Raw genomic sequence first — 21,608 nt, 5'->3', positions numbered from 1 at the left:
ATCGCTTAACTCCGGTAGACGCTTACTCCGGAGATCTACATGGCTATGCCACTCAGCTCGGTCACAGCATTGGACACCGCTAGTCAGGGACGTACCCAGATTGCCCAATTTCCGGCAGCCAACGATTATTTACCGGATGAAAACAAACCGCTGGCGACAACGCGCTACCGATTGTTGACGCGGTTGCAGACAACACTGGATCTGGAAAAAATTCTTGCCCTGTTTCACGAAGAAAGCAGCCAGCTGGTCGATCATTGCGGCCTGGTTTATGTCAACGAGTCTCAACAACTACAGCTGTCAGTGGGCAGCGTCGAACTGCACAGTTGCAGTTACCGGTTAATTACCCAGCGCGACAACCTGGGGGAGATTGTGCTCTACCACAACGCACGGTTTTCCGATACCAACCTGGACATCATCGAAACCCTGTTAAGCGCTCTGCTGTGTCCATTAAGAAACGCACTGCAGTATCGCGCGGCCATCAACGCCTCGATGACTGACCCCTTGACCGGCGCCGGCAATCGACTGGCGATGATGACCAATCTGGAGCATGAGTTGAATCTTGCCCGCCGCTATCACCATGAACTCTCCATCCTGATTCTGGATATCGACAAATTCAAGAACATCAATGACACCGAAGGCCATGCAGCAGGCGACAACGTCCTTCAGGAGCTGGTGCGGCTGATTACCAAGGTCAACCGCAACACTGATCTGTGTTACCGCTACGGGGGTGAAGAATTTGTTGTGATCCTGAGCAAGACTGACAAATACGGCGCGCTGGTGATCGCCGAGCGTCTGCGCGAGGCAGTAGCCAGACTCCGTCTCTGCGCTGAATCCGGGCCTCTGCAGATAACGGTGAGCATCGGTGTTGCCTCGCATGTAACAACCGATACCAAAGAAAGTCTGCTCAACCGTGCGGACAAGGCCATGTACAAAATAAAAAACGAAGGCGGAAACAGTTCCGCCTTTATGTGAGCACAACCAGGGGAAACATTTAATGACAGCTTATCTGCAAAGCACACTCAAGGACGCCCGGCAGCAATCTGTAAAGCGAACAGCAGAACCGGCTTCAGGGCGTAAGCAGCGGGAGCAGGAGCTGCGTGCGCTGCTGACTGAAAACCTGGGTGGCACGCTTGAAATATCGGCATTGCAACAGCGGCTGTTGCACAGTATGACCCGGGGTGTGGCGCTGGACGGCCTGCATTACCATCACGAAGCTCTGGATGTTGATATACGTATCGGCAAACAGTCTTCACACAGCTGCGGTTATCGCTTGCTGTGTACAGACGAGTATCTGGGAGAGATTGTCTTCAAGCGCAATCGCAAGTTCTCCGAGCGTGAATTGCAGCTGATAGAAGCGTTAATCCCGGCACTGGTCAACCCGCTGCGCAACAGCCTCAGATCTAAACAGCTCAGCAATGCTGAAGCCCCGGATACCTGACAGGGCTCCGGCCATCATCATCCACGTCCGGGTCGACCATCCTTGCGCTTTCTGTCGACCGGACGTTTTCTGGTTGCCACCGGTGGCGTCATACCGACGGTTTCGTACAGGCCGACTATTTCCGGGGTTTTCATCTCGTAGAACTGGCCCTTTTTGATTCGGCTGGGAATAAACACAGGTCCGTAACGCACACGTTTCAGGCGGCTTACTTTGACCCCCTGGGATTCCCAGATTTTTCTCACCTCGCGATTGCGGCCTTCCATGATCACAACGTGATACCAGCTGTTACGGCCTTCACCCGCAAAAAACTGTACATCAGTGAAGCGACACAAATGCTCTTCGATCATCACGCCTTTCTGCATCGTGGCGATCATCTCGTCAGTGACATCGCCCATCACCCGCACCGCATATTCGCGATCGATATTGGCGGACGGGTGCATCAGCCGGTTTGCGAGCTCACCATCAGTGGTAAACAGCAACAGACCACTGGTGTTAAAATCCAGCCGCCCTACCGCGACCCAACGCCCATGCTTGATCATTGGCAAATGATCGTAGACGGATTTTCGTCCTTCCGGGTCACGACGTGAGCAGATTTCGTTTTCCGGCTTGTTGTAAACAAGGACACGTGGCTCGGTATTGTCCGGCGCGGTATTGGCTACTTTCTTGCCATCAACCAGAATCTTGTCGTCCGGCCCGGCACGATCACCCAGTGTCGCGACATTACCATTGACACGCACACGCCCCTGACTGATCCAGCTTTCCATCTGACGACGTGAACCAAAGCCGGCACGTGCCAGCACTTTCTGCAATTTTTCATCCTGTACTGCGTCAATCATTGTCTTTGTCCTGGGGGCGTGTCACGTCGGTGTCCGGTGTTGCATCAGTGCTCGGTCCTGCTGCATTGTCAGGTTCAGCATCATCTTTTTTACGGCCATAACCCAGGATGTCATCCAGCGGCCGTTTGGCCAGTGCCATCGCCTCGTTCTCATCAAGAAGTTCGGCCTGGCTGCGTTCCTCGTCAATCTCATCACTTTCCACCGATTCCTCCGGAAGCACCAGCACCCTGCCTTCTTCATCGTTCAGATCAAGCTCCGGGTTCAATTGATCGAGGTCGCGAATTTCGGCCAGCGGCGGCAACTCCTGCAGATTCTTCAGGTTAAAATAGTCGAGAAAATGTCTTGTTGTGGCGAACATTGCAGGACGACCGGGCACATCGCGGTGTCCGACCACTCTAATCCATTCACGATCGAGCAGGGTTCTGATAATCGTTGAGCTGACAGCCACCCCTCTGATCTCTTCGATATCGCCACGGGTAATTGGCTGGCGGTAGGCGATAAGACCCAGTGTTTCCAGCAGTGCACGGGTATAGCGTTGTGGCTTTTCTTCCGACAGTCTTGATATCCAGGGGCTGAGTTTTTGTCGCACCTGGAAACGGAATCCCGAGGCAACTTCCTTCAACTCAAAACCGCGCCCTTCACAGTCCCGCGTGATGGCGCTCAGGATGTCGCGAATCTGATCATTCGTGGGCCGCTCGCCCTCCAGAAACAGCTCTGACAAAGCTGCTACCGACAGGGGACGCCCGGCGCTCAATAGCAGACCCTCGATGATCTGCTGCAGCGTCTGCGGATCAATTTCCTGCACGGGATAAGACACTTCCTCGAATGCATCATCAGCATCCTGCACCGTGTCCGTATCGGCGTCATTGCCTGTGATCATGTCTTCACTCATCATGTCGATCATTTTCCTAACTGCGGGCCTTGATATGAATGGGCGCAAACGGTTCACTTTGCACAATGTCTACCAACGAATCCTTGATCAGCTCCATTATTGCCAGGAACGTCACCACCACGCCCAGACGGCCTTCTTCCCGCATCAGCAGTGATACCAGCGGAACAAAACGTTCTGAGGACAATCGTACCAGTATTTCCGCCATTTTCTCACGCGTAGACAACGTTTCGCGTTGAATCTGATGATGCTCAAACATGTCCGCGCGGCGCAGGGCACCAGACAGGGCCATCAGAATTTCCTGCAGCTCAACCACGGGATCGGGCGTGGTACGTTCGAGCAGCGGCCCCTGGGCGCCGGCCACAAACACATCACGTTCCAGCCGTGGCAGCTGATCAATATCTTCTGCGGCTTTCTTGTAGCGTTCGTACTCCTGCAACCGTCGAATCAACTGAGCCCGGGGATCCTCCTCTTCGTCATCTTCCTGCGTACTGCGCGGCAACAACATGCGTGACTTGATTTCCGCCAGCATGGCCGCCATCACCAGATACTCGGCGGCCAGTTCAAACTGATGAGATTCCATTAAATCGACATAAGCCATGTACTGCTCGGTGATCATGGCCACATCGATATCGAGGATGTCGATATTCTGGCGTTTGATCAGATACAACAACAAATCCAGAGGGCCCTCGAACGCCTCCAGAAACACTTCCAGCGCATCCGGCGGGATATACAGATCCTGTGGCAGCTGTGTGATTGCCTTGCCCGCAACGTACGCGAACGGCATCTCATGCTGCGGCTGTGCGGCAACAATCTGCATGTCATTGGTGCCGGAAGTTTCTGCCTGCTCGGTCATCACAAATGTTCCCGTTGGGTACGCGCTAGCGGTACGACAGCCCCATGGCCTCTCTGACATCCTGCAAGGTTTCGCGCGCCGATTCACGCGCCTGCTCACAACCCTCAGCGATAATTGACCGAACTATATCCGGATCCTTCTCGTATTGTCGGGCACGTTCCTGGATGGGCTCCAGTTCCGCGGCAACCGCATCAATCACCGGCTTCTTGCAGGCCAGGCAACCAATGCCGGCACTGCGACAACCCTGCTGCACCCAGTCTTTGGTCTTGTCATCCGAATAGACTTCGTGCAACTGCCACACCGGGCATTTGTCCGGATCACCCGGATCCTTGAGACGCACACGCGCTGGATCCGTTGGCATGGTATTGATTTTTTTGGCGACGCCGTCGATGGGTTCACGCAGGGCAATGGTGTTGCCATAGGATTTGGACATTTTCTGTCCGTCCAGTCCGGGCATTTTAGCCGCTGGTGTCAACAAGGCCTGTGGTTCAGCCAGTATCATTTTGCCACTGCCTTCCAGGTAGCCCAACAAGCGCTCGCGATCGCCCAATGAAATATTTTGCTGTTCCTTGATCAGCGCCTGTGCGCGCTCCAGTGCATCGTGATCACCCTGCTCCTGGTACGCCTTGCGCAGATTGTTGTAAAGACGGGCGGCTTTTTTACCCATTTTCTTGACCGCCGCCTCAGCGTTGTCCTCAAAGCCCGGTTCACGGCCATACAGGTGATTGAAGCGGCGCGCCACCTCCCGCGTCAGCTCCACGTGTGCGACCTGGTCGGCGCCTACCGGAACCTGTCCTGCGCGATAGATCAATATGTCGGCGCTCTGCAGCAATGGATAACCCAGAAAACCATAGGTTTCCAGATCCCTGTCGCGCAATTTCTCCTGTTGGTCTTTGTAGCTGGGGACGCGCTCCAGCCAGCCCAGAGGGGTCATCATGGACAACAGCAAATGCAGTTCGGCGTGTTCGGGTACCCGGGACTGAATAAAAATCGAGGCAGAACCGGGATTCACTCCTGCCGCGAGCCAGTCAATAACCATGCTGAGAACGTTATCACCGATCACCTGTGGTGTAGCGTAATGCGTGGTCAGTGCATGCCAGTCAGCGACAAAAAAGAAGCACTCGTACTCATGCTGCAGCTTTATCCAGTTCTTCAAAACGCCATGGTAGTGCCCCAAATGCAACTGCCCGGTCGGGCGCATGCCGGATAACACCCGTTTCTGCGATTCCACTGTAGACAAACTCTTTCCCTCTGCTCGCTGGATATCTGCTGATCAAAATATAAATTCACTGCCATTATCGCACGAAATGCACCGGACACATGCACCCCAATATCAACCCGCAGCCGTCAACCAAACGGCGCAGGGTCACCTTTACCAACACGAACCACGACCGGCACGCCATCGACCAGATCAATAACCGTTGATGGCTCGATGCCGCAGGCACCGCTTTCTATGATCAGATCCACCAGTTTGCCCAGCTTTTCCTCGATATCATAGATTTCGGACAAGGGCTGCTCTTCATCAGGCAGGATCAGACTGGTACTCAGAATGGGTTCACCGACGGCGTCCAGCAATGCCCGGGCAACCGGATGCTCGGGTATGCGCAGGCCAATCGTTTTGCGTTTCGGATGCATCAGGCGACGAGGCACTTCAGCGGTAGCCGCCAGGATGAATGTGTACGGCCCAGGCGTATAAGCCTTGAGCAGCCGGTAAGCCGTGTTGCTGACTTTGGCATAGGTTGCGATGGCCGATAAATCCGGGCACATCAGCGTCATGTTGTGCTTGTCACCCAGTTGCCGGATGCGCCGGACTCTTTCCAGCGCAGCCTTGTCACCGATGTGACAGGCCAGCGCGTAAGTGGAATCGGTTGGATAGACAATGACGCCGCCCTGCCTGAGATAATCGGCCGCCTGCCTGATAAGCCTGGGCTCCGGATCAACCGGATGAATTTCCAATAATTGTGCCATACTGATTCGCGTGCTCTTGGCCGCCCCTGAGGCGTACCTGATGGATCTGTTGTTCTCAGCCAGGGCTGAAGATTTTTTGTCTGGCCGGGGCTTTGAATTGCCAGGGGCCGGACAATTTCTTATCATGACTGTTTACTAGAACCGGTCATGCCTGTTTATTCGAACCGGTCATGCCTGTTTATTCGAACCGGTCATGCCTGTTTATTCGAGCCGGTCATGCCTGTTTATTCGAGCCGGTCATGCCTGCCTATACAAACCGGTCATGCCTGCCTGTACAAACCGGCAACAATAACAGGCCGCTTTATCAATGTCGATGACTTGATAATTGAGACACAGCGGGTGTCCCCAACGCTATTGTCAGCATCCGCCACGAGGAGTTTTATGTACTACGCAATCATCAGTGAAGACGTCGAAAACAGCCTGCCCCTGCGCGTGAATGCGAGGCCGGCGCACCTGGTCAGGGTTGAAGCCCTGAAAAGTGCGGGCAAGCTCGTCATTGCCGGCCCCCACCCTGCCATTGACAGTGAAAACCCGGGCGACGCCGGTTTTTCCGGCAGTCTCATTATCGCTGAATTTGATTCATTGCAGGAAGCTGAAGCCTGGGCTGCAGACGATCCCTACGTTGCAGCCGGCGTGTACAAAAAAGTCACAGTCAAACCCTTTAAGCAGGTATTGCCCTGATCAGGGCGCCGGTGCGGGACGCAGATCCGGGTAATTTTCGTCAAGTGTCGCATTCCAGCTCGCCAGTACCTCGGACTTTTGCGCCCATAGCGAACTGATGTCTCCCTTGATGGTAATGCTCTCGATCACGTCTCCGGGACGTATCCGGTTCACGACGTCCATACCTTGAGTCACCCCACCAAAGGCCGAATGCAGGCCATCAAGATGCGGCGTGCGGACATGGGTGATAAAAAACTGACTGCCCTCGGTGCCGGGCCCCGAATTTGCCATAGAGATAATGCCCGGTCGATTGTGACGCAAATGGGTTTCGCCACTGAAACGGTAACCTGGTGTACCCGTGCCAGTACCCAGAGGGTCCCCACCCTGAATCATGAATTGTGGTTCCACCCGATGAAACGTCAACCCGTCGTAAAAACCACGCATGGACAAATTGACAAAATTGGCAACCGACGTTGGCGCTGCGCGCGCATTCAGATCCAGTTCGATATCGCCTTTGCTGGTCGAGATCACGGCAGATATGCCCTGAGCGTGAACACTGGTCAACGGCATCGTCAGTGCGGCCAGCAACAACCCGGCTATAAAACCCTTCGCTTTCATGTGTCAGACTCTCCAGAGTGATTATGCTGTCAGCCATACCCGCGACGGGGCACCGCTATGCTAACGGGTCAGCACCAGGGTGACCGGCGCGTGATCCGAGAAATGTTCGTCAGTATATATCGAAGCGGCTTCCACTGCAGGCGCCAGTGCCGGTGTAATGACATGATAATCCAGTCGCCAGCCAACGTTGTTGGCCCTCGCCTGACCGCGGTTTGACCACCAGCTATACTGATCAGGCGCCGGATTCACCAGCCTGAATGCATCGACGTACCCGACTTCGTCGTAGAGCCTGTCCAGCCAGGCGCGCTCTTCAGGCAGAAATCCCGGGCTCTTGCGATTGGCCCGCCAGTTTTTTAAATCAATTTCTTTATGGCACATATTCCAGTCGGCACAGATGATGTAGTCACGTCCGTCTTCGCGCAGGCGTTGCAGATGCGCCATGAACATGTCCAGAAAACCGAACTTGACCGCTTGCCGGTGCTCCCCGCTTGAGCCTGATGGCATATATAGCGAGATAACACTGAAATCACCAAAATCAGCCTGAATGTAGCGCCCCTCCGTATCGGCAGGCTCCCACCCCAGCCCGCGGATAACACGATCTGGCTGCTGCCGACTGTAAATGGCAACGCCGGAATAACCTTTTTTTACTGCATCAAAATAATAACAGTGGTAACCCTCGGGGAAAAATGGCCCCTCCTGCAGTTGATGTTCCTGAGCTTTGATTTCCTGCAGGCAGACGATGTCCGGGCAACGGTTGTTCAGCCACTGGAAAAACCCTTTTCTGGCAGCCGAACGCACACCGTTGCAATTAAACGTGGTTATTTTGATCTGCTTTTGGAATTTCATCGTCTAAACGTTACCTTTTATCGAGATTGAGAATATTTCACCATAAAAGTGTTACTTTAATACGCACATGTGTTACTATGCGCACAGTTACTGAGATGCACAACATCAAAAGTAACGAAAAACCAATAACCGTGATTGTATTACCCAAAAGGAGAGACTTCATGAGCGAACTTATCATCAGCGCACGAGCAGCATTAGTAACTGCCGCCATCGTAACCGCGTCTGTTGCAGTACCTGTTCTGACCATTCTGGCAGCACAGTAAGAATAAGCACCTTGCGATAGCTCCGATATCACCGGCTAAAGGGTATATCAAACGGGCGCATCAAGAGGGGGCATTCAAGATAGCCTACCCTGCAACGGGAGCTTATTATGATAGATCAGATATACCACGAGTCAGCAGGCGTGTTGATTTTTAACGCACTGGTCGTGACTCTGTTTTTAGCATTACCCGCCTGGACGGTTTTTAACGCATCAGCCCTCTGAATCTCTCCGGTTCAGGGCTGATGCACTTGTTTTAACTTGTCCACAAAATGACAGGGCCGGTGACGACTGTCGAGCTGTTGTGCAATGATCCCTTCCCATGCCGTACGGCAAGCTCCGGTCGAGCCTGGCATGCAAAAGACAATGGTTCCATTACTCATGCCTGCAAAAGCGCGCGACTGAATGGTTGAACTGCCAATCTCGGCATGGGACAGATAACGAAAGATTTCACCAAATCCGTCGATATGCATATCCAGCAGCGGTGTTACCGCTTTAACGGTGTTATCACGTGCGGTAAATCCGGTCCCGCCGGTCAACAGCACAGCCTGCACCTGTTCATCAGCGACCAGCGTGGCAACCAGCGCTCGCAGCTTGTAGGTATCATCTTTGATAATGACCTTTTGAACTACATTGTGGCCAGCACTTTGCATCTGCTCGACCAGATAGCGACCAGAACTGTCGTTTGTTTCGGTGCGGGTATCGGATACGGTAATCACTGCGGCGTTTACGGGAATGAAGTCAGTGCTCATCGACGGGCTGTCAGCCTCCTGTCATGTTCATAAGGCGCACGGGCTGTGCGTAGTCCTGCTCATAAAAATGGTGTCGCTCGGGCTTCAGATCCATGGCAGCGATGATCGCCTGCTTGAGTGAGTCACTGACCGGCGTATCACTGGCCCGCTCCAGGCTGGCCAACTCATCCTGAATAGCAACATCCTGCCCGTTACGCAGTACCGAACGCAGATCCGCCGAGTGCTCATTGCCCAGACATAACAGCAGACGCCCTTCTACTGTCACCCGCACGCGATTGCAGTCCGCACAGAAATTATGCGACATGGGGGAAATGAATCCGATTCGGCTTTGTTCACCGGGGATCTGGAAGTACTTGGACGGCCCTGCTGTGGTCGCCGCGCTGTTTACCAGGGTGTAACGGGTCTCAATCTGCTCGCGTACCCAGTCATTGCTGCACATGGTGTCCTCGCGCGCATGATCGGACGCCTGACCCAAAGGCATTTCTTCGATAAACGCGATATCAATACCGTGGTTGACGGCATAGTCGGTCAAGGCCAGCACTTCGTCTTCATTGTAGCCCTTCATGACCACGGCATTCAGCCGTATCCGGTCAAAGCCAACATTGCGCGCGGCATCGATGCCTGCAAGCACCTTGTCCAGGCGCCCGACCCGGGTTATGCGTTGAAATCGTTCGGCGTCCAGGCTGTCGATGCTGATATTGATACGGTTGACACCGGCGTCGCGTAACGGAGCTGCCAGTTTACCCAGTTGAGCCCCGTTTGTTGTCAGCAGCAATTCCTGCAGCCCGGGAAGTCGTCCAAGCGCCTGAATCAGCGACATGACATTGTTACGCACCAGCGGTTCGCCGCCGGTCAGTCGCAGTTTGCTGACCCCGAGCTCGGTAAAGGCGCGGCCTACGGTGTAGATTTCCTCCAGCGACAGCACCTGTTTGCGGGGCAGAAACTGCATGTCTTCGGTCATGCAATAGACACAGCGGAAATCACAACGGTCGGTAACAGACAGTCGCACATAGTCTACGCGACGACCAAAGCGGTCGATCAATGATGGCATCTGTTTGCTGTCAATTTCTGCGGGTCGGGACATAAAAGCTCAGTAATCGTTAAGGCATGGGCACAGGGCTGCTTCACCCGACTCAGGGCTGCTTCACCCCGCTCAGGGCTGCTTCACCCGGCTCAGGGCTGCTCTACCCCGCTCAGGGCAGCGGATCAGCAATCAACATTTGCAGGCGCACAGGCCCTTCATCCGCCAGCGAAAGTGTTGGTGACCGCGCCTGGAAGTCACCCGATTGTACATCGGCAGAGCCACTGAGTGAAACCGTAGCCACAACCGTGACCTCATCCGCTGAAGACAGGTTGAATGGCCCAACAGCGTCAGCATTGGACAAGGTTACCACGGCTGGCAAATCGCCAACGGTCAGTGCTTTTGCCGCCAGCGGCGGGCCCGTCTCCTGCAGATTCCGGGCTGACAGGAATACCCGCGTATCAGGCGCCAGATCAAGGTCAGGTCCCAGCGACAGACTGATCTCAAGTCTTGGCCCTTCAATAACCTCTGTGGCAACACCGGCCGCTTCCATGCGGGCCTGGGCTTCGGCGATCATCTGGTTTAGAAACTGCCTGTCCTCCTCGCCAGGAGACATGCCAAGCAACTGCTGCCAATAGGTCAGCGCGCCCTGATAGTCTTCATTGATAAACGCATCAGCGCCCAGCAGCTGCAGTACCGACTGCTCTGCCGGATTCAGGCGCTGCGCCTGATCTATAATGGCCTGGACCTCCGGCGTTATCTGCTGTCCCGCGGAAATATACGCTGCCTGGGCGTACTGCCCAAGAATGACGGATCGATCCCGGGTATTCTCAACCAGGGCAGAGGCACGCTCAAATGCGCGCGCCGCCTCGTCAATCTGACCGAGACTGACCAGGTGACGCGCCAGGTAGTACCAGGCCCAGCCGTTTTCGCGATCCTCCTCGATAACCGCACCCAGTTCAAAAATCAGATCTCTGATCTCTTCCGGACTACCTTGATTATCACGACTTCGTTCAAAAACATCGGCAATCTGCAGATCCCGCTCAAACCCCCAGATACCGTAAAGATAGTAGCTCAACGGCAACATCAGAACGATAATGACCACCGGCACAAGACGTGATGGTTGAAGCCAGTTCGCAGAAGTCAGCGTTGACGCCGGATGCCCTTGTTTCAACCTGTCAGCAGATGTCTCGCCGGTCTTGATATCAGTCAACAGGCTGCGCTGTAACTCAGCTTTTAACGACTGGTGCTGATTTGCGTCCAATGCGCCCGCTGCCAGTTCCGCATCTAGTTCCGCCAGCCTTTCTTCAAAGATCATGAGATTGGCAGAATCGCGATGATGCTGCCCGCTACCGTCGGCGCCTTGCTGCTGGCGTGCATGCTGGATAATCGGCACAACAACAAAAAGTACGGCAACGAACATTAACAGGAGGCTGACTATCCAGAACAAAATATCACCTTTTTGACAGTGGGAGGGGTTGCAGCCTGGTACATCAGGCTTTGTCGGAAACGTCGTTTTCCTTTTGCGCCAACAGTTGTTTTAATCGCAACTCTTCTTCGGAGCTGAGCGACTCGGTTGTCAGTTGCGAATCACCGCCACCACTGCGGCGCATGATGGAAAAAGCCGCCCAGATGCCGATCAACAGGAATAGCAGCGGACCGAACCAAAGCAGCACAGTCTGCAACGTTAAACGCGGCCGGTATAAAATAAAATCACCGTAGCGATTCAACATGAACTCTTCAATTTCCTGATCCGTGCGTCCTTCAATGATCATCCGGTAGATTTCCCGGCGCAAATCCGCTGCCACACCGCCAGGCGAACTGGTCAGATTGGCGTTCTGACACATGGGACAGCGAAACTCGTTGGACAGGTTGCGAAAACGCTGTTGCTGCTCGGTATTTTCGAACTCGTAAACATCAACAGCAGCAGCGTGCACACTGCCGGCAGACATCGGCAACACTAACGCTGCCACGGCAAGCAGAACCGCGGCAATACTGGCATGAATTAACCTCATCGCGTCGCCTCGGCCTGCACCGCAGCAATCACGGGCATGATCTCGTCGTCCCAGATCTGGTAATCGATGACACCGATGTGTTTGTAACGAATGACACCCTGCGCATCAACAATAAACGTTTCCGGTGCCCCGTAAACGCCCAGGTCAATGCCGTAACGTCCGCTGTTATCGATGATACTCATGTTGAACGGATTACCATTATCGTCCAGCCATTCGCGGGCCGCGGCGTCGGTGTCCTTATAGTTCACCCCTATGATAGGGATCACACCTTCTTCTTTGGCAGCCATGAAGATCGGATTTTCCTGCAGACACGGCAGGCAGTAACTGCCCCAGATATTGAGAATGAACGGTTCTGCCGGTAAATCTTCGCGCGTTACCAGTTGGTCACCGGTTTCCAGCGCCCTCAATTCAAAATCAGGCAATGGGCGATCGAGCAGGACTGAGGGTAAGGTACGCGAATCCAGATAGAGTCCCCGCCACATCAGCAATGCCAACACCACAAAACCAATGACGGGTATGTATAGTTTAAGGTTTTTCATGAACCATGCCCTCCACTGCCAAGTGCGGTGGCTGCTCCGACACTGGCATTACCAGCGTCAACACTGACAGCTTCGCCGCGCCTGACCTTGTAGCGCCGATAACGTTTATCCGTTACCGCCAGAATGCCCCCCAACGCAATAAACAGCGTACCGATCCAGATCCAGCGCACAAACGGTTTAACGTACAAGGACATGGACCAGGCACCGCCAGCACGGGGATCACCCAGCGAGACAAACAGATCGCGGAAAAAACGTCCGTCTATGCCCATTTGTGTCGTCGGAGTTCCACTGGCGGTATACAAACGTTTTTGCGGGTACAGATTAAGCAAATGCTCATCATCACGAATGACGGTAATCGAGGCTTCGTCGGCAATATAGTTTGGCCCCTGAACCGGCTCGGTGCCATTAAAGACAAACGTGTAGTTGCCCAGATCGGCGCTCTGCCCGGCCTGCAATAATACGCTGCGTTCAATGCTGTAAATACTGGTCAGGCAGGCGCCAGTCATGGTCATGACAAAGCCGAAATGCGCCACTTGCATGCCCCAGTAACTCAACGAAAGACCCTTCAGCCCTGCCAGTCGCGTCGATTTGTTGGCAGACTTGGTCCACAAGTCTCCCAGCATGGCAAAGGTCACCCACAAAGCCAGTACAGCAGTGCCTATTGCAGCAAGTGGCACCTCAAGCGTCAGCACCACCGGAATCGCTACCCCGAGCACAAGCGCTGCAATAGCAACCTTCGACAACTGTTGCCGCAAATAAGCGGCGGATGTCTTTTTCCAGCGGCTGACAGGGCCTATCCCCATCAAGACGACCAGGATACCCATCAGGGGCACAAATATGGTGTTGAAATAAGGCGGTCCCACCGAAATCAGGTCTCCGCCGGTGATGGCCTGATACACCATCGGGTACAGGGTGCCCAACAGAATGGCGGCGCTGGCGACAACCAGAATCATATTATTGGCCAGCAGAAAAAGTTCTCGTGACCAGGAACCAAAACCGAATTCGCTTTTCAGCGCCGGTGCGCGAATGGCATAGAGCAACAACGAACCACCGATGATAAATCCCAGGAAACCCAGAATATAAACACCACGCGTTGGATCCGTCGCAAATGCATGCACCGATGTCAGCAGACCCGAACGGGTAATGAACGTGCCCAGCAGACTGGATGCGAATGCCATGATGGCCAGTAATACTGTCCAGCTTTTAAACACACCGCGTTTTTCGGTCGCGGCCAGCGAGTGAATCATCGCTGCACCCAGCAACCAGGTAATCAGAGGCGGGTTTTCCACCGGATCCCAGGCCCACCAGCCGCCCCAGCCCAATTCATAATAGGCCCACCAGGAACCCAGGGACAGCCCCAGCGTCAGGATAGCCCAGGCCGCATTGGCCCAGGGTCGGCACCAACGCGCCCACGCAGCATCCAGCCGACCACTGATCAGCGCAGCAATGGCAAAAGCAAACACCACCGAAAAACCAACATAGCCCATGTACAACGACGGGGGATGAATAATAAAAGCAAAGTCCTGCAGGGCGGCGTTCAGATCCGCGCCATCAGCCGGTGGCAGCGGCAATACCCGATCAAATGGATTGGATGTCGCCAGCATGAACAGAGTGTAACCGACACAGATCATGCCCATGACTGCCAATACCCGGGCGACAAAATCTTCGGGCATGGCTTTACTGAAGACGGTAACTGCCAGCATCCAGGCTGACAGCATCCAGGTCCAGAACAGAAACGATCCTTCGTGACCGCCCCAGACCGCGGTGATCTTGTATTGAATGGGCAGCGCGGAGTTGGAATGATTGGCAACAAAGGCGACCGAGAAATCATCGGTGACAAAACTGTAACCAAGAATGATCAGGCTGATGCTCAGGAAGACAAAAATACCCGCGGTCAGTGGCCGCCCCAATTTCATCCACAACAGGTTGTCGCGGGCCGCACCGACCATGGGTATCACAGCCAGCAGTATGCTCAGGCAGAATGCCAGGATCAGGGAGAAATTACCGAGCTCCGGGATCATTTAAAGCCCTCCTGATCCTGCGTCGCGCTTTCAACCGGGGGCTGACCCATGACACGTTGCCTTTCGGCGGCATCCATCGCCTCTTTGACTTCCACAGACATGTAGTTCTCGTCATGTTTGGCCAGCACGCGCGATGCCACAAACTGTCCAGCCGGATTGATACTGCCCTCGACTACTATGCCCTGCCCTTCACGAAACAAATCGGGCAGAATGCCGTTGTACTGCACATTGACGTCGTGGGCATAGTCAGTGGCGATAAAATTGACCTGTAACGCTTCATTGCTGTGTTGCACCGAGCCTTCCTTGACCATGCCGCCCACACGGATGCGCTGACCCGGCATAACCTCACCTGCGGCAACCTGGGTTGGCGTGAAAAACAGATCGATATTGGAGCTTAGCGCATACAAAGACAAACCAATGGCAGTACTCAGGCCGACCGCTATAAAAATAACGATGCCGAGTGTTTTTTTGCGGTGCGGTTTCATTGTGCACTCCTGTCTGTGTTGGCCGGGCGACGGCTGGCAGCCTGAGCGGCCAGTTCGGCATCGCGTGCGGCCCTGCGCTTTTGCTGGCGGATAAATTGCTGCCGCTGAAGGCCGGGCAGCACCAGATTATAACCGACAAACACGGCAAACAGCAGGTAAACAGCCCACACATGAAAGCTGTAGGCACCCATCTGCAGAAACTCGCCAAAACTGGAAAACTGAACTGTTGGCATCGTGTAAAACTCCCAAAAAATTGGCATGCGGTTGCCGCAGCTTCATACGGGTAAAACGTCAGCCCTGGCTTCGCGCCACCAGTTCAGACACCCATTGCGACCGGCGTTCGCGTATCAGAATTTCATTGCGGGTACGTAATATCAGCGAAATGACAAACAGCAGGTAAACCCCGGCAATCATAATCAACAGCGGCACCCAGATCTCTGGCGGGTTTGGCCCCATGGCGTCCATGGAAATCCTGCTGGCCGGCTGATGCAGCGTATTCCACCACTCTACCGAGTATTTGATGATAGGCACATTGATGGCGCCGACAATGGCGAGCACGGCGCAGGCTTTCGCCGCTGCGTCCGGGCTCTCAATGGCTGAACGCAAAGCGATGACACCAACAAACAGGAAAAACTGTATCAGCATCGATGTCAGCCGTGCGTCCCAGGCCCACCAGGTGCCCCAGATCGGCTCGCCCCAGATCCCGCCTGTTGCCAGCGCCAGAGCGGTAAACCACAATCCGATGGGGGCTACACATTTGGCCACCATGTCCGCCAGCTTCATCTTCCACACCAACGTAATGGCCCCCGCGATCGCCATCAGTGGGAAACAGGCCAGGGAAATACTGGCCACTGGCACGTGAACATACATGATACGGATGGTGTGACCCTGCTGGTAATCTTCAGGCACAAACAACAATGCCCAGGTCAGCCCCACCAGCATCAGCAAGGCCATGGCGGCATACAGCCACGGCAGCCATTTGCTGGACAGTTCGTAGAACCAGCGTGGCGAGCCCAATTTTGCAAACCATACCCACATAGTTGATCGCTTCTCTTATAGCCGCAGTCTTCTCGAAGCCCTTGCCGGTCAACGCTAAGCCACTGATTATCAGAATATAACACGGGACTGATAGCCCCCCTGTTACGCTTTGTAACGCCGTTGCCTGATGCTGCCCGGTCAGTTGACGCTGATACGCAATGCGGCAGCCGAAGCCAGCGGTCCAACACTTAATGCCACCGCCAGGATTGCGCCTAATAGTGCAAAATGACTGCCCACGGGCAGACCGAACATGACATCGGTCACCGCTTTGGCGCCGATTATAAGCACCGGCATGGTCAACGGCAAAACAATGACCGCCAATATCAATCCACGGCTGCCCAGCCCGACCGTCAGCGCCACCCCGATTGAACCAAACAGACTGAGCACGGGCGTACCGATCAACAAGGTCAGCACCAGAGTCCAGTAGGCTTCGCCAGGCAGATACAACATATAAGCCAGCAATGGCGACAGCACCACAACGGGTAAGCCACTGATCAGCCAGTGCGCAATATTTTTAGCCAGCACCAGGAAAAACAGCGGTTGGGGAGACAATAACAATTGCTCTAGCGAGCCATCTTCGTAGTCAGCGCGATACAGGTTATCCAGCGACAGCATGGATGCCAGCAAAGCTGACACCCAGACCACGCCGGCTGATATCCGGGTCAATTCCAGAGGGTCGGGGCTCACACCCAGGGGAAACAGCGTTACCACAATCAGAAAAAACATGATGGGGTTGAGCAGATCATTGCGGCGCTTGAAGGCAACCAGCAAATCCCGTTTCAGGGTCGCCAAAAACGCCCCCCAGGTGCTCACTTCGGGCAGTGAGGATGCGTTCATGAGGGTTGCTCCACACCGTCCAGGTTGAGACGCTCCACAGCACAGGGCACATTGAGGCGATGATGCGTGGTTACCAGAGCGGAACCTCCGTGAGCCACATGCTCTGCCAGCAGCAATTCCAGCTCGCGGACGCCATACACATCCAGCGTGGTAAACGGCTCGTCCAGAATCCACAGTGTTGCCGGGCTGATCAGCAACCGTGCCAGGGAGACCCGCTGATTCTGCCCTGCCGAGAGGTTACGGCACGGTATATCTTCATAAGCCTTGAGACCGACCCGTGCCAGTGCGGCGTTTATGCGACTGTCGTCAACGGGCGTATGCAGGGAAGCGCTCCAGCGCAGATTCTCCCGGGGTGTCAGAATCCGGTTCACACCGACGCGGTGCCCAATGTAAAGCAAGGAGGCAAGAAAGCTTTCGCGCTGGTCCCGGACCAGCGCTCCGCGCCAGTAAATGTCACCTTCAAAGCTATCGTTCAGGCCGCAAATGATACGTAACAGGGTGGTTTTTCCGCTGCCATTGCTGCCCAGCACCTGCATAAGCTGCCCGGCTGCAAGCGAGAACGTCAGATCGGAAAATAGTATTCGCTCGTCGCGCTCACAGTACAGGGAATGCACCCTTAACAGGGCGTCGGCGTCCGATGTCGCATCGGCAATAGTCGATCTCTGGGAGTTGTCAGAAGTCATATGGCGGGCGATATGGCGATAGCTCTCGACGGCTTAAATTGAGCGCCGATTATACCCGCAAAATGTCAGAAAATCCTCTTACGGAGGACAGTTTCAGGAAGGTCTGCCAACACCGCGCGCGGCCATCAGGGAAACCAGCTTGGCTTCAGCCTGGGAGAGACCACAGGTTTTGACCAGATCTTCGGGCGCAGCGCCCATCTGGATAAGCTTGCTGGCCTGATCGTAAGTCAGACTGCCGGCATCCTTGTTCTCCAGCTCCTGCTGACGTCGTGTCGTCAGGGTCACTCGTTGCTCCAGGGCCTGCATGTTGATGCCCAGTTTCAGCACAGCATCACCGTTGGTTCGTTGCAGTGCCTCCTGACGCGCGGAGGCATCCGTCAGCGCCTGATGCAACCGGGTGATCTTGCGTATCGTAGCCATCTGTACACAAGCCAGTGTTGCCAACAAACCCAGGGCCAGCCCCATAAACAATACCAGCAGCAATGGCGAGCTCATAGTCATTGTCAGACTCCAATCATGGTTACAATCAATGGTCGAGTTCGGCCAGCTCTTCTTCGCTGAGCAACTTGTCAAGCTCGACCAGAATCAGCAACTGATCATCGCGGTGACAGACACCCTGAATAAAACGGGCCGAATCATCTTTGTTTACTTGTGGTGGCGTCTCGATTTCCGAGCGCTTCAGATAGACAACTTCCGCAACGCTGTCTACCACGATGCCAACGATGTGCTGACCGATTTCGATAATGACGATACGGGTATTGTCGTCAGGTTCGCGGTCAGGCAAACCAAAGCGGCAACGTGTGTTTATCACTGAAATCACCGTGCCCCGAATATTGATAATACCCATGACATAATCCGGCGCACCGGGTACAGGCGCAATATCCTGAAATTTCAGTACTTCCTTGACAACCATAACATCAACGCCATAGGTTTCATTCTCCAGCTGGAATGTTACCCACTGCAGTACCTGATCGTTTTCCTGCATTTTTAACTCAGCCATGGTTTCCTCGGTTACTCGTGTCGTATTTCATAAGCGTCAAAATATTAACGTTTAAGGAGACTGACCCTGCATTGTCAGGGTCAGATGCAGTTTCTGTGCCATCAATTGATTACATATTTAATGCGATTGCCTGATTTGTCATCCATTCTCTTTGGCCAGATCAGCCTTGACCTGTCGCGCAGTATCACTCGCGTCCAGCAGCCCCACCAGCACATCAACATCCAGCAACGCGCACAAACGATCCAGTACTGTGCCTGCAAGCCAGGGCCGTTTGCCCATGGTTTGCCGCCAACGAACGTCAGCAGGCTGCAGATTGACCGACTGATCGGCATTATTGACAGCAAGCGCCCAATGACTGTCACCAAGCACAACCACACTTTGATAGTCTGCCTGCTGCCCGGACCCGACGCGCTCAGGCATGACAAAACGCGCCGTATCAACAACCCGGATGGTTCGTCCGTTCCAGCGTATCAGCCCCATGAACCAGTCTGCCTGCGCCGCCATGGGTTGCAACTTGTCATCCAATGGCATGATGCCGCCCAGTTCATGCAGAGGCGCGGCAAGTTTCAGCCCCATCACGTCAAACAACAGGCTGGCAAACGGTTTATCTGCCCACGGCATCTGCGCCCGACGCTGGTCAACAGCCTGTGCCGGTGTTTCTGCCACCGCTGCGACAGGGGTCGGCATATCAGCCTGAGCCACTGTTTCGTCATCCACCGCCTCGCGCAAAAGCGGCGCTGCCGCCAGGGTCCCGGGTTCCTCGGGCACACAATCTGAAGCCCATTCGATCTCCGGCTCCGCGGCTGGAACATCATCGGGCAGTACGTCGCGAAGCAGCACATCCAGATAGTCTTGCACCACGCCGGGCGAGACGGCAGTTCGTGTGGCTGGCAGCGATGTGTAAGCATTAACCATGAGCCAACTCTCCTGTACTCGGCGAAGTCGGCGCCGAATGAGTTTTCAGCAAGGTTTTAAGCAGCGAACCATAGGCCTGTATGCCCCGACTGCCCGGATCCAGCGCCAACGGCGTGACACCGCGGGCACTGGCATCACGTAATCGGGTATCAACCGGTATTGCCGAGTTCCAGACCTGATCAGGCCAGGTTCGGCGCATATGCCGGAAACTGCTGACACCGGCCTGCGTCCGGCGATCAAACAGTGTCGGGACCAGGAGATACGGCAAGGGATGACGGCGCGAACGGTTGATCATCTGGAGGGTGTTCAACATCCTTTCAACGCCCTTGATAGCCAGAAATTCTGTCTGTACGGGCACGATCACCTGCTCGGAGGCGGCAAGTGCATTTACCAGCAGCACGCCCAGTGTCGGTGGACTGTCAATGATGACATAATCAAAACGATCCCACAGGCGCGTCAGGGCCCGTGACACCGCCAGTCCCATGCCTTCCTGGGATACAGCATTACGCTCCAGCGTAGCCAGAGCGGTACTGCCGGGTACCAGAAACAGTCTGTCGGCGTCAGTCGAGTGAATGCTCGCATCAAGTTTCGGGTCATCCAGCGTGCCAGCACCAGCAAACCAGTCGAAACTGCTGCGTGTAGCCGATTCTGCCGAATGCCCGAAATAGCTGCCCAGCGAACCTTGCGGATCCAGATCAAGCATCAGTACGCGCTTGCCCTGCCCGGCAAGCAGGCAGCCAAGGGCAACAGTTGTTGTTGTTTTACCAACACCACCCTTCTGATTGGCTACCGACCAGACTCTCATGTCACCAGGCCTCGCTGCTTTACGCAGGCTTTTCTGTTAATTGATTTCTTCGCATAGTCGCGGCGCGACACGACGCAGGTCCAACACCTCATCAACCAGCCCTGCCTTGGCTACTGCCATAGGCATCCCGTAGATCACGCAACTGGCTTCATCCTGCGCCCAGATCGTGGCCCCTTCCGCTTTAAGCAAACGTGCCCCATCGCGGCCATCCGATCCCATGCCCGTCAGCACGACCCCCAATACCCGGCCACCCAGGTCACGCGCCACTGATCCGAAGGTGACATCCAGCGATGGTTTGTAGTTCAGTCGCTGATCACCATCAATGATGCGAATACGCATCGGGGAGCGGCCATCCAGCAGCATCTGTTTGCCCCCGGGAGCAAGATATGCGTGCCCGGCCTGTAGAGTATCGCCATCTTTAGCCTCACTGACACTGATCTGACAGATACGGTCCAGGCGTTCAGCAAAGGCCTTGGTAAACGTCCCCGGCATATGCTGTACCAGCAGTATGGGCAAACGAAAGTTGGCCGGCAAGCGTGTCAGCACTTCCTGCAGTGCCATCGGACCACCGGTGGAAGCGCCGATAACAACCAGCTGAGTCGCCCGTTGACTGGTGCGGCGAGTCGCAGCGGGCGGTGGTTCCGGCGCTTTGACCGGGGCCGATGTTGTGCCTGATGTATGAATTGACGTCCGGCTGCTGGACACCAGGATGATGCGATCACACAGTATCTTTTGAATTTCGTCCGGGTGCCGTGAAATTTCCTCGAAATTCTTGGGCAGGTAGTCAACAGCACCTGCCTCCAGCGCATCCAGTGTAACCCGGGCACCTTCATAGGTCAGCGATGAAAACATCAGCACGGGAATAGCCAGTTTGCGATGAATTTCCCGCAACGATGTGATGCCGTCCATCACCGGCATTTCATAGTCCATGGTGATGACATCGGGACGCAGACGACTGGCCTCATCGATGGCTTCCTGGCCATTGCTGGCAGTACCAATGACCTGAAGCCTGGTGTCTGCATTTATCAGTTCTGTCAGGCGGCGCCGGAAAAAACCCGAGTCATCTACCACCAATACCTTTATTGTCATGGTCTATCTTACCTGTCGGCGCTGTTGATGGCGTACTG

The 21,608-nt window shown here is 54.8% G+C and carries 26 protein-coding genes; 3 read left to right on the top strand and 23 right to left on the bottom strand.

Features of this window, described 5'->3' with window-relative positions:
* Positions 1-39 precede the first annotated feature (39 nt).
* Both WD071_RS01355 and WD071_RS01350 read left to right on the top strand, forming a co-directional pair.
* Positions 40-972 (top strand): GGDEF domain-containing protein, encoded by a 933-nt coding sequence (locus tag WD071_RS01355; protein ID WP_368046491.1) that lies wholly within the window; start codon positions 40-42, stop codon positions 970-972.
* Between the two features lie 22 nt (positions 973-994).
* Positions 995-1,438, top strand: a complete 444-nt coding sequence (locus WD071_RS01350) for a hypothetical protein (protein WP_368046490.1) — start codon at positions 995-997, stop codon at positions 1,436-1,438.
* A gap of 17 nt (positions 1,439-1,455) precedes the next feature.
* Here the strand turns inward: WD071_RS01350 and rluB are convergent, their stop codons facing one another.
* The 5 genes from rluB to WD071_RS01325 form a co-directional block, all read right to left on the bottom strand.
* Positions 1,456-2,274 (bottom strand): 23S rRNA pseudouridine(2605) synthase RluB, encoded by an 819-nt coding sequence (gene rluB, locus WD071_RS01345; protein WP_368046489.1) that lies wholly within the window; start codon positions 2,272-2,274, stop codon positions 1,456-1,458.
* Positions 2,267-3,079: an SMC-Scp complex subunit ScpB gene (gene scpB / locus WD071_RS01340; RefSeq protein WP_368046686.1), complete on the bottom strand. Its 813-nt coding sequence runs from the start codon at positions 3,077-3,079 to the stop codon at positions 2,267-2,269. The genes rluB and scpB overlap by 8 nt, the downstream gene beginning before the upstream one ends.
* A gap of 103 nt (positions 3,080-3,182) precedes the next feature.
* Positions 3,183-3,983 (bottom strand): ScpA family protein, encoded by an 801-nt coding sequence (locus WD071_RS01335; protein ID WP_368046685.1) that lies wholly within the window; start codon positions 3,981-3,983, stop codon positions 3,183-3,185.
* Positions 3,984-4,044: 61 nt separating this feature from the next.
* Positions 4,045-5,259 carry a tryptophan--tRNA ligase gene (locus WD071_RS01330; RefSeq protein WP_368046488.1) on the bottom strand — a complete coding sequence of 405 codons (1,215 nt, stop codon included), beginning with the start codon at positions 5,257-5,259 and terminating at the stop codon, positions 4,045-4,047.
* 107 nt (positions 5,260-5,366) lie between these two features.
* Positions 5,367-5,987 carry an L-threonylcarbamoyladenylate synthase gene (locus WD071_RS01325; RefSeq protein WP_368046487.1) on the bottom strand — a complete coding sequence of 207 codons (621 nt, stop codon included), beginning with the start codon at positions 5,985-5,987 and terminating at the stop codon, positions 5,367-5,369.
* 381 nt (positions 5,988-6,368) lie between these two features.
* Here WD071_RS01325 and WD071_RS01320 point away from each other — a divergent pair, with 381 nt between their 5' ends.
* A complete protein-coding gene (locus WD071_RS01320) occupies positions 6,369-6,668 on the top strand; it encodes a YciI family protein (RefSeq protein ID WP_368046485.1) in 300 nt (99 codons plus the stop codon).
* Here WD071_RS01320 and WD071_RS01315 read toward each other — a convergent pair whose 3' ends face one another.
* The 18 genes from WD071_RS01315 to WD071_RS01230 form a co-directional block, all read right to left on the bottom strand.
* A complete protein-coding gene (locus tag WD071_RS01315; RefSeq protein ID WP_368046483.1) occupies positions 6,669-7,265 on the bottom strand; it encodes a peptidylprolyl isomerase in 597 nt (198 codons plus the stop codon).
* 60 nt (positions 7,266-7,325) lie between these two features.
* Positions 7,326-8,111, bottom strand: coding sequence for an exodeoxyribonuclease III (locus WD071_RS01310; RefSeq protein ID WP_368046482.1), 786 nt, complete (start codon positions 8,109-8,111; stop codon positions 7,326-7,328).
* Positions 8,112-8,606: 495 nt separating this feature from the next.
* Positions 8,607-9,122, bottom strand: coding sequence for a molybdenum cofactor biosynthesis protein B (gene moaB / locus WD071_RS01305; protein WP_368046481.1), 516 nt, complete (start codon positions 9,120-9,122; stop codon positions 8,607-8,609).
* A gap of 10 nt (positions 9,123-9,132) precedes the next feature.
* Entirely contained in the window at positions 9,133-10,206 is a 1,074-nt protein-coding gene (gene moaA, locus WD071_RS01300) for a GTP 3',8-cyclase MoaA (protein WP_368046479.1), read from the bottom strand.
* A 109-nt stretch (positions 10,207-10,315) separates the two neighbouring features.
* Positions 10,316-11,593 carry a c-type cytochrome biogenesis protein CcmI gene (ccmI, locus tag WD071_RS01295; RefSeq protein ID WP_368046478.1) on the bottom strand — a complete coding sequence of 426 codons (1,278 nt, stop codon included), beginning with the start codon at positions 11,591-11,593 and terminating at the stop codon, positions 10,316-10,318.
* Between the two features lie 43 nt (positions 11,594-11,636).
* Positions 11,637-12,158 (bottom strand): cytochrome c-type biogenesis protein, encoded by a 522-nt coding sequence (locus WD071_RS01290; RefSeq protein WP_368046477.1) that lies wholly within the window; start codon positions 12,156-12,158, stop codon positions 11,637-11,639.
* Positions 12,155-12,697 (bottom strand): DsbE family thiol:disulfide interchange protein, encoded by a 543-nt coding sequence (locus WD071_RS01285; protein WP_368046476.1) that lies wholly within the window; start codon positions 12,695-12,697, stop codon positions 12,155-12,157. Before WD071_RS01285 ends, WD071_RS01290 begins: the two co-directional genes overlap by 4 nt.
* On the bottom strand, positions 12,694-14,718 hold the full coding sequence (locus tag WD071_RS01280) for a heme lyase CcmF/NrfE family subunit (protein WP_368046475.1): 2,025 nt from the start codon (positions 14,716-14,718) through the stop codon (positions 12,694-12,696). The genes WD071_RS01285 and WD071_RS01280 overlap by 4 nt, the downstream gene beginning before the upstream one ends.
* Complete coding sequence (gene ccmE, locus WD071_RS01275) at positions 14,715-15,203, bottom strand: cytochrome c maturation protein CcmE (protein WP_368046474.1); 489 nt, start codon at positions 15,201-15,203, stop codon at positions 14,715-14,717. Before ccmE ends, WD071_RS01280 begins: the two co-directional genes overlap by 4 nt.
* The gene (ccmD, locus tag WD071_RS01270; protein WP_368046473.1) at positions 15,200-15,436 is read right to left on the bottom strand and encodes a heme exporter protein CcmD; all 237 of its coding nucleotides are present in this window, start codon (positions 15,434-15,436) and stop codon (positions 15,200-15,202) included. The genes ccmE and ccmD overlap by 4 nt, the downstream gene beginning before the upstream one ends.
* 58 nt (positions 15,437-15,494) lie before the next feature.
* The gene (gene ccmC / locus WD071_RS01265) at positions 15,495-16,241 is read right to left on the bottom strand and encodes a heme ABC transporter permease CcmC (protein WP_368046472.1); all 747 of its coding nucleotides are present in this window, start codon (positions 16,239-16,241) and stop codon (positions 15,495-15,497) included.
* 138 nt (positions 16,242-16,379) lie between these two features.
* Entirely contained in the window at positions 16,380-17,078 is a 699-nt protein-coding gene (ccmB, locus tag WD071_RS01260; RefSeq protein ID WP_368046471.1) for a heme exporter protein CcmB, read from the bottom strand.
* Entirely contained in the window at positions 17,075-17,761 is a 687-nt protein-coding gene (gene ccmA / locus WD071_RS01255; RefSeq protein ID WP_368046470.1) for a cytochrome c biogenesis heme-transporting ATPase CcmA, read from the bottom strand. Before ccmA ends, ccmB begins: the two co-directional genes overlap by 4 nt.
* 93 nt (positions 17,762-17,854) lie before the next feature.
* On the bottom strand, positions 17,855-18,262 hold the full coding sequence (locus WD071_RS01250) for a DUF2802 domain-containing protein (protein ID WP_368046469.1): 408 nt from the start codon (positions 18,260-18,262) through the stop codon (positions 17,855-17,857).
* Between the two features lie 25 nt (positions 18,263-18,287).
* Complete coding sequence (locus tag WD071_RS01245) at positions 18,288-18,761, bottom strand: chemotaxis protein CheW (protein ID WP_368046467.1); 474 nt, start codon at positions 18,759-18,761, stop codon at positions 18,288-18,290.
* A gap of 138 nt (positions 18,762-18,899) precedes the next feature.
* Positions 18,900-19,676: a chemotaxis protein CheW gene (locus WD071_RS01240; protein ID WP_368046465.1), complete on the bottom strand. Its 777-nt coding sequence runs from the start codon at positions 19,674-19,676 to the stop codon at positions 18,900-18,902.
* Positions 19,669-20,481, bottom strand: coding sequence for a ParA family protein (locus WD071_RS01235; RefSeq protein ID WP_368046463.1), 813 nt, complete (start codon positions 20,479-20,481; stop codon positions 19,669-19,671). The genes WD071_RS01240 and WD071_RS01235 overlap by 8 nt, the downstream gene beginning before the upstream one ends.
* Positions 20,482-20,517: 36 nt before the next feature.
* Positions 20,518-21,570: a chemotaxis response regulator protein-glutamate methylesterase gene (locus WD071_RS01230; protein WP_368046462.1), complete on the bottom strand. Its 1,053-nt coding sequence runs from the start codon at positions 21,568-21,570 to the stop codon at positions 20,518-20,520.
* Positions 21,571-21,608 lie beyond the last annotated feature (38 nt).

It is taken from the genome of Pseudohongiella sp. (assembly GCF_040877505.1).
GTDB lineage: Bacteria > Pseudomonadota > Gammaproteobacteria > Pseudomonadales > Pseudohongiellaceae > Pseudohongiella.
The sequence above is the reverse complement of the archived record's forward strand: the minus strand, read 5'-3'. Positions and strand labels throughout refer to the sequence as shown.

Bases quoted from the DNA above. Each gene is read 5' to 3' on its own strand.
- ccmB (WP_368046471.1), bottom strand. From the start codon at position 17,078: ATGAACGCATCCTCACTGCCCGAAGTGAGCACCTGGGGGGCGTTTTTG.
- WD071_RS01280 (WP_368046475.1), bottom strand. From the start codon at position 14,718: ATGATCCCGGAGCTCGGTAATTTCTCCCTGATCCTGGCATTCTGCCTG.
- ccmA (WP_368046470.1), bottom strand. From the start codon at position 17,761: ATGACTTCTGACAACTCCCAGAGATCGACTATTGCCGATGCGACATCG.
- moaA (WP_368046479.1), bottom strand. From the start codon at position 10,206: ATGTCCCGACCCGCAGAAATTGACAGCAAACAGATGCCATCATTGATC.
- WD071_RS01290 (WP_368046477.1), bottom strand. From the start codon at position 12,158: ATGAGGTTAATTCATGCCAGTATTGCCGCGGTTCTGCTTGCCGTGGCA.
- WD071_RS01250 (WP_368046469.1), bottom strand. From the start codon at position 18,262: ATGACTATGAGCTCGCCATTGCTGCTGGTATTGTTTATGGGGCTGGCC.
- WD071_RS01230 (WP_368046462.1), bottom strand. From the start codon at position 21,570: ATGACAATAAAGGTATTGGTGGTAGATGACTCGGGTTTTTTCCGGCGC.
- moaB (WP_368046481.1), bottom strand. From the start codon at position 9,122: ATGAGCACTGACTTCATTCCCGTAAACGCCGCAGTGATTACCGTATCC.
- WD071_RS01285 (WP_368046476.1), bottom strand. From the start codon at position 12,697: ATGAAAAACCTTAAACTATACATACCCGTCATTGGTTTTGTGGTGTTG.
- WD071_RS01245 (WP_368046467.1), bottom strand. From the start codon at position 18,761: ATGGCTGAGTTAAAAATGCAGGAAAACGATCAGGTACTGCAGTGGGTA.
- WD071_RS01350 (WP_368046490.1), top strand. From the start codon at position 995: ATGACAGCTTATCTGCAAAGCACACTCAAGGACGCCCGGCAGCAATCT.
- ccmC (WP_368046472.1), bottom strand. From the start codon at position 16,241: ATGTGGGTATGGTTTGCAAAATTGGGCTCGCCACGCTGGTTCTACGAA.
- WD071_RS01310 (WP_368046482.1), bottom strand. From the start codon at position 8,111: ATGAAATTCCAAAAGCAGATCAAAATAACCACGTTTAATTGCAACGGT.
- WD071_RS01315 (WP_368046483.1), bottom strand. From the start codon at position 7,265: ATGAAAGCGAAGGGTTTTATAGCCGGGTTGTTGCTGGCCGCACTGACG.
- WD071_RS01320 (WP_368046485.1), top strand. From the start codon at position 6,369: ATGTACTACGCAATCATCAGTGAAGACGTCGAAAACAGCCTGCCCCTG.
- ccmE (WP_368046474.1), bottom strand. From the start codon at position 15,203: ATGAAACCGCACCGCAAAAAAACACTCGGCATCGTTATTTTTATAGCG.
- ccmD (WP_368046473.1), bottom strand. From the start codon at position 15,436: ATGCCAACAGTTCAGTTTTCCAGTTTTGGCGAGTTTCTGCAGATGGGT.
- WD071_RS01325 (WP_368046487.1), bottom strand. From the start codon at position 5,987: ATGGCACAATTATTGGAAATTCATCCGGTTGATCCGGAGCCCAGGCTT.
- rluB (WP_368046489.1), bottom strand. From the start codon at position 2,274: ATGATTGACGCAGTACAGGATGAAAAATTGCAGAAAGTGCTGGCACGT.
- WD071_RS01240 (WP_368046465.1), bottom strand. From the start codon at position 19,676: ATGGTTAATGCTTACACATCGCTGCCAGCCACACGAACTGCCGTCTCG.
- WD071_RS01335 (WP_368046685.1), bottom strand. From the start codon at position 3,983: ATGCAGATTGTTGCCGCACAGCCGCAGCATGAGATGCCGTTCGCGTAC.
- WD071_RS01235 (WP_368046463.1), bottom strand. From the start codon at position 20,481: ATGAGAGTCTGGTCGGTAGCCAATCAGAAGGGTGGTGTTGGTAAAACA.
- WD071_RS01355 (WP_368046491.1), top strand. From the start codon at position 40: ATGGCTATGCCACTCAGCTCGGTCACAGCATTGGACACCGCTAGTCAG.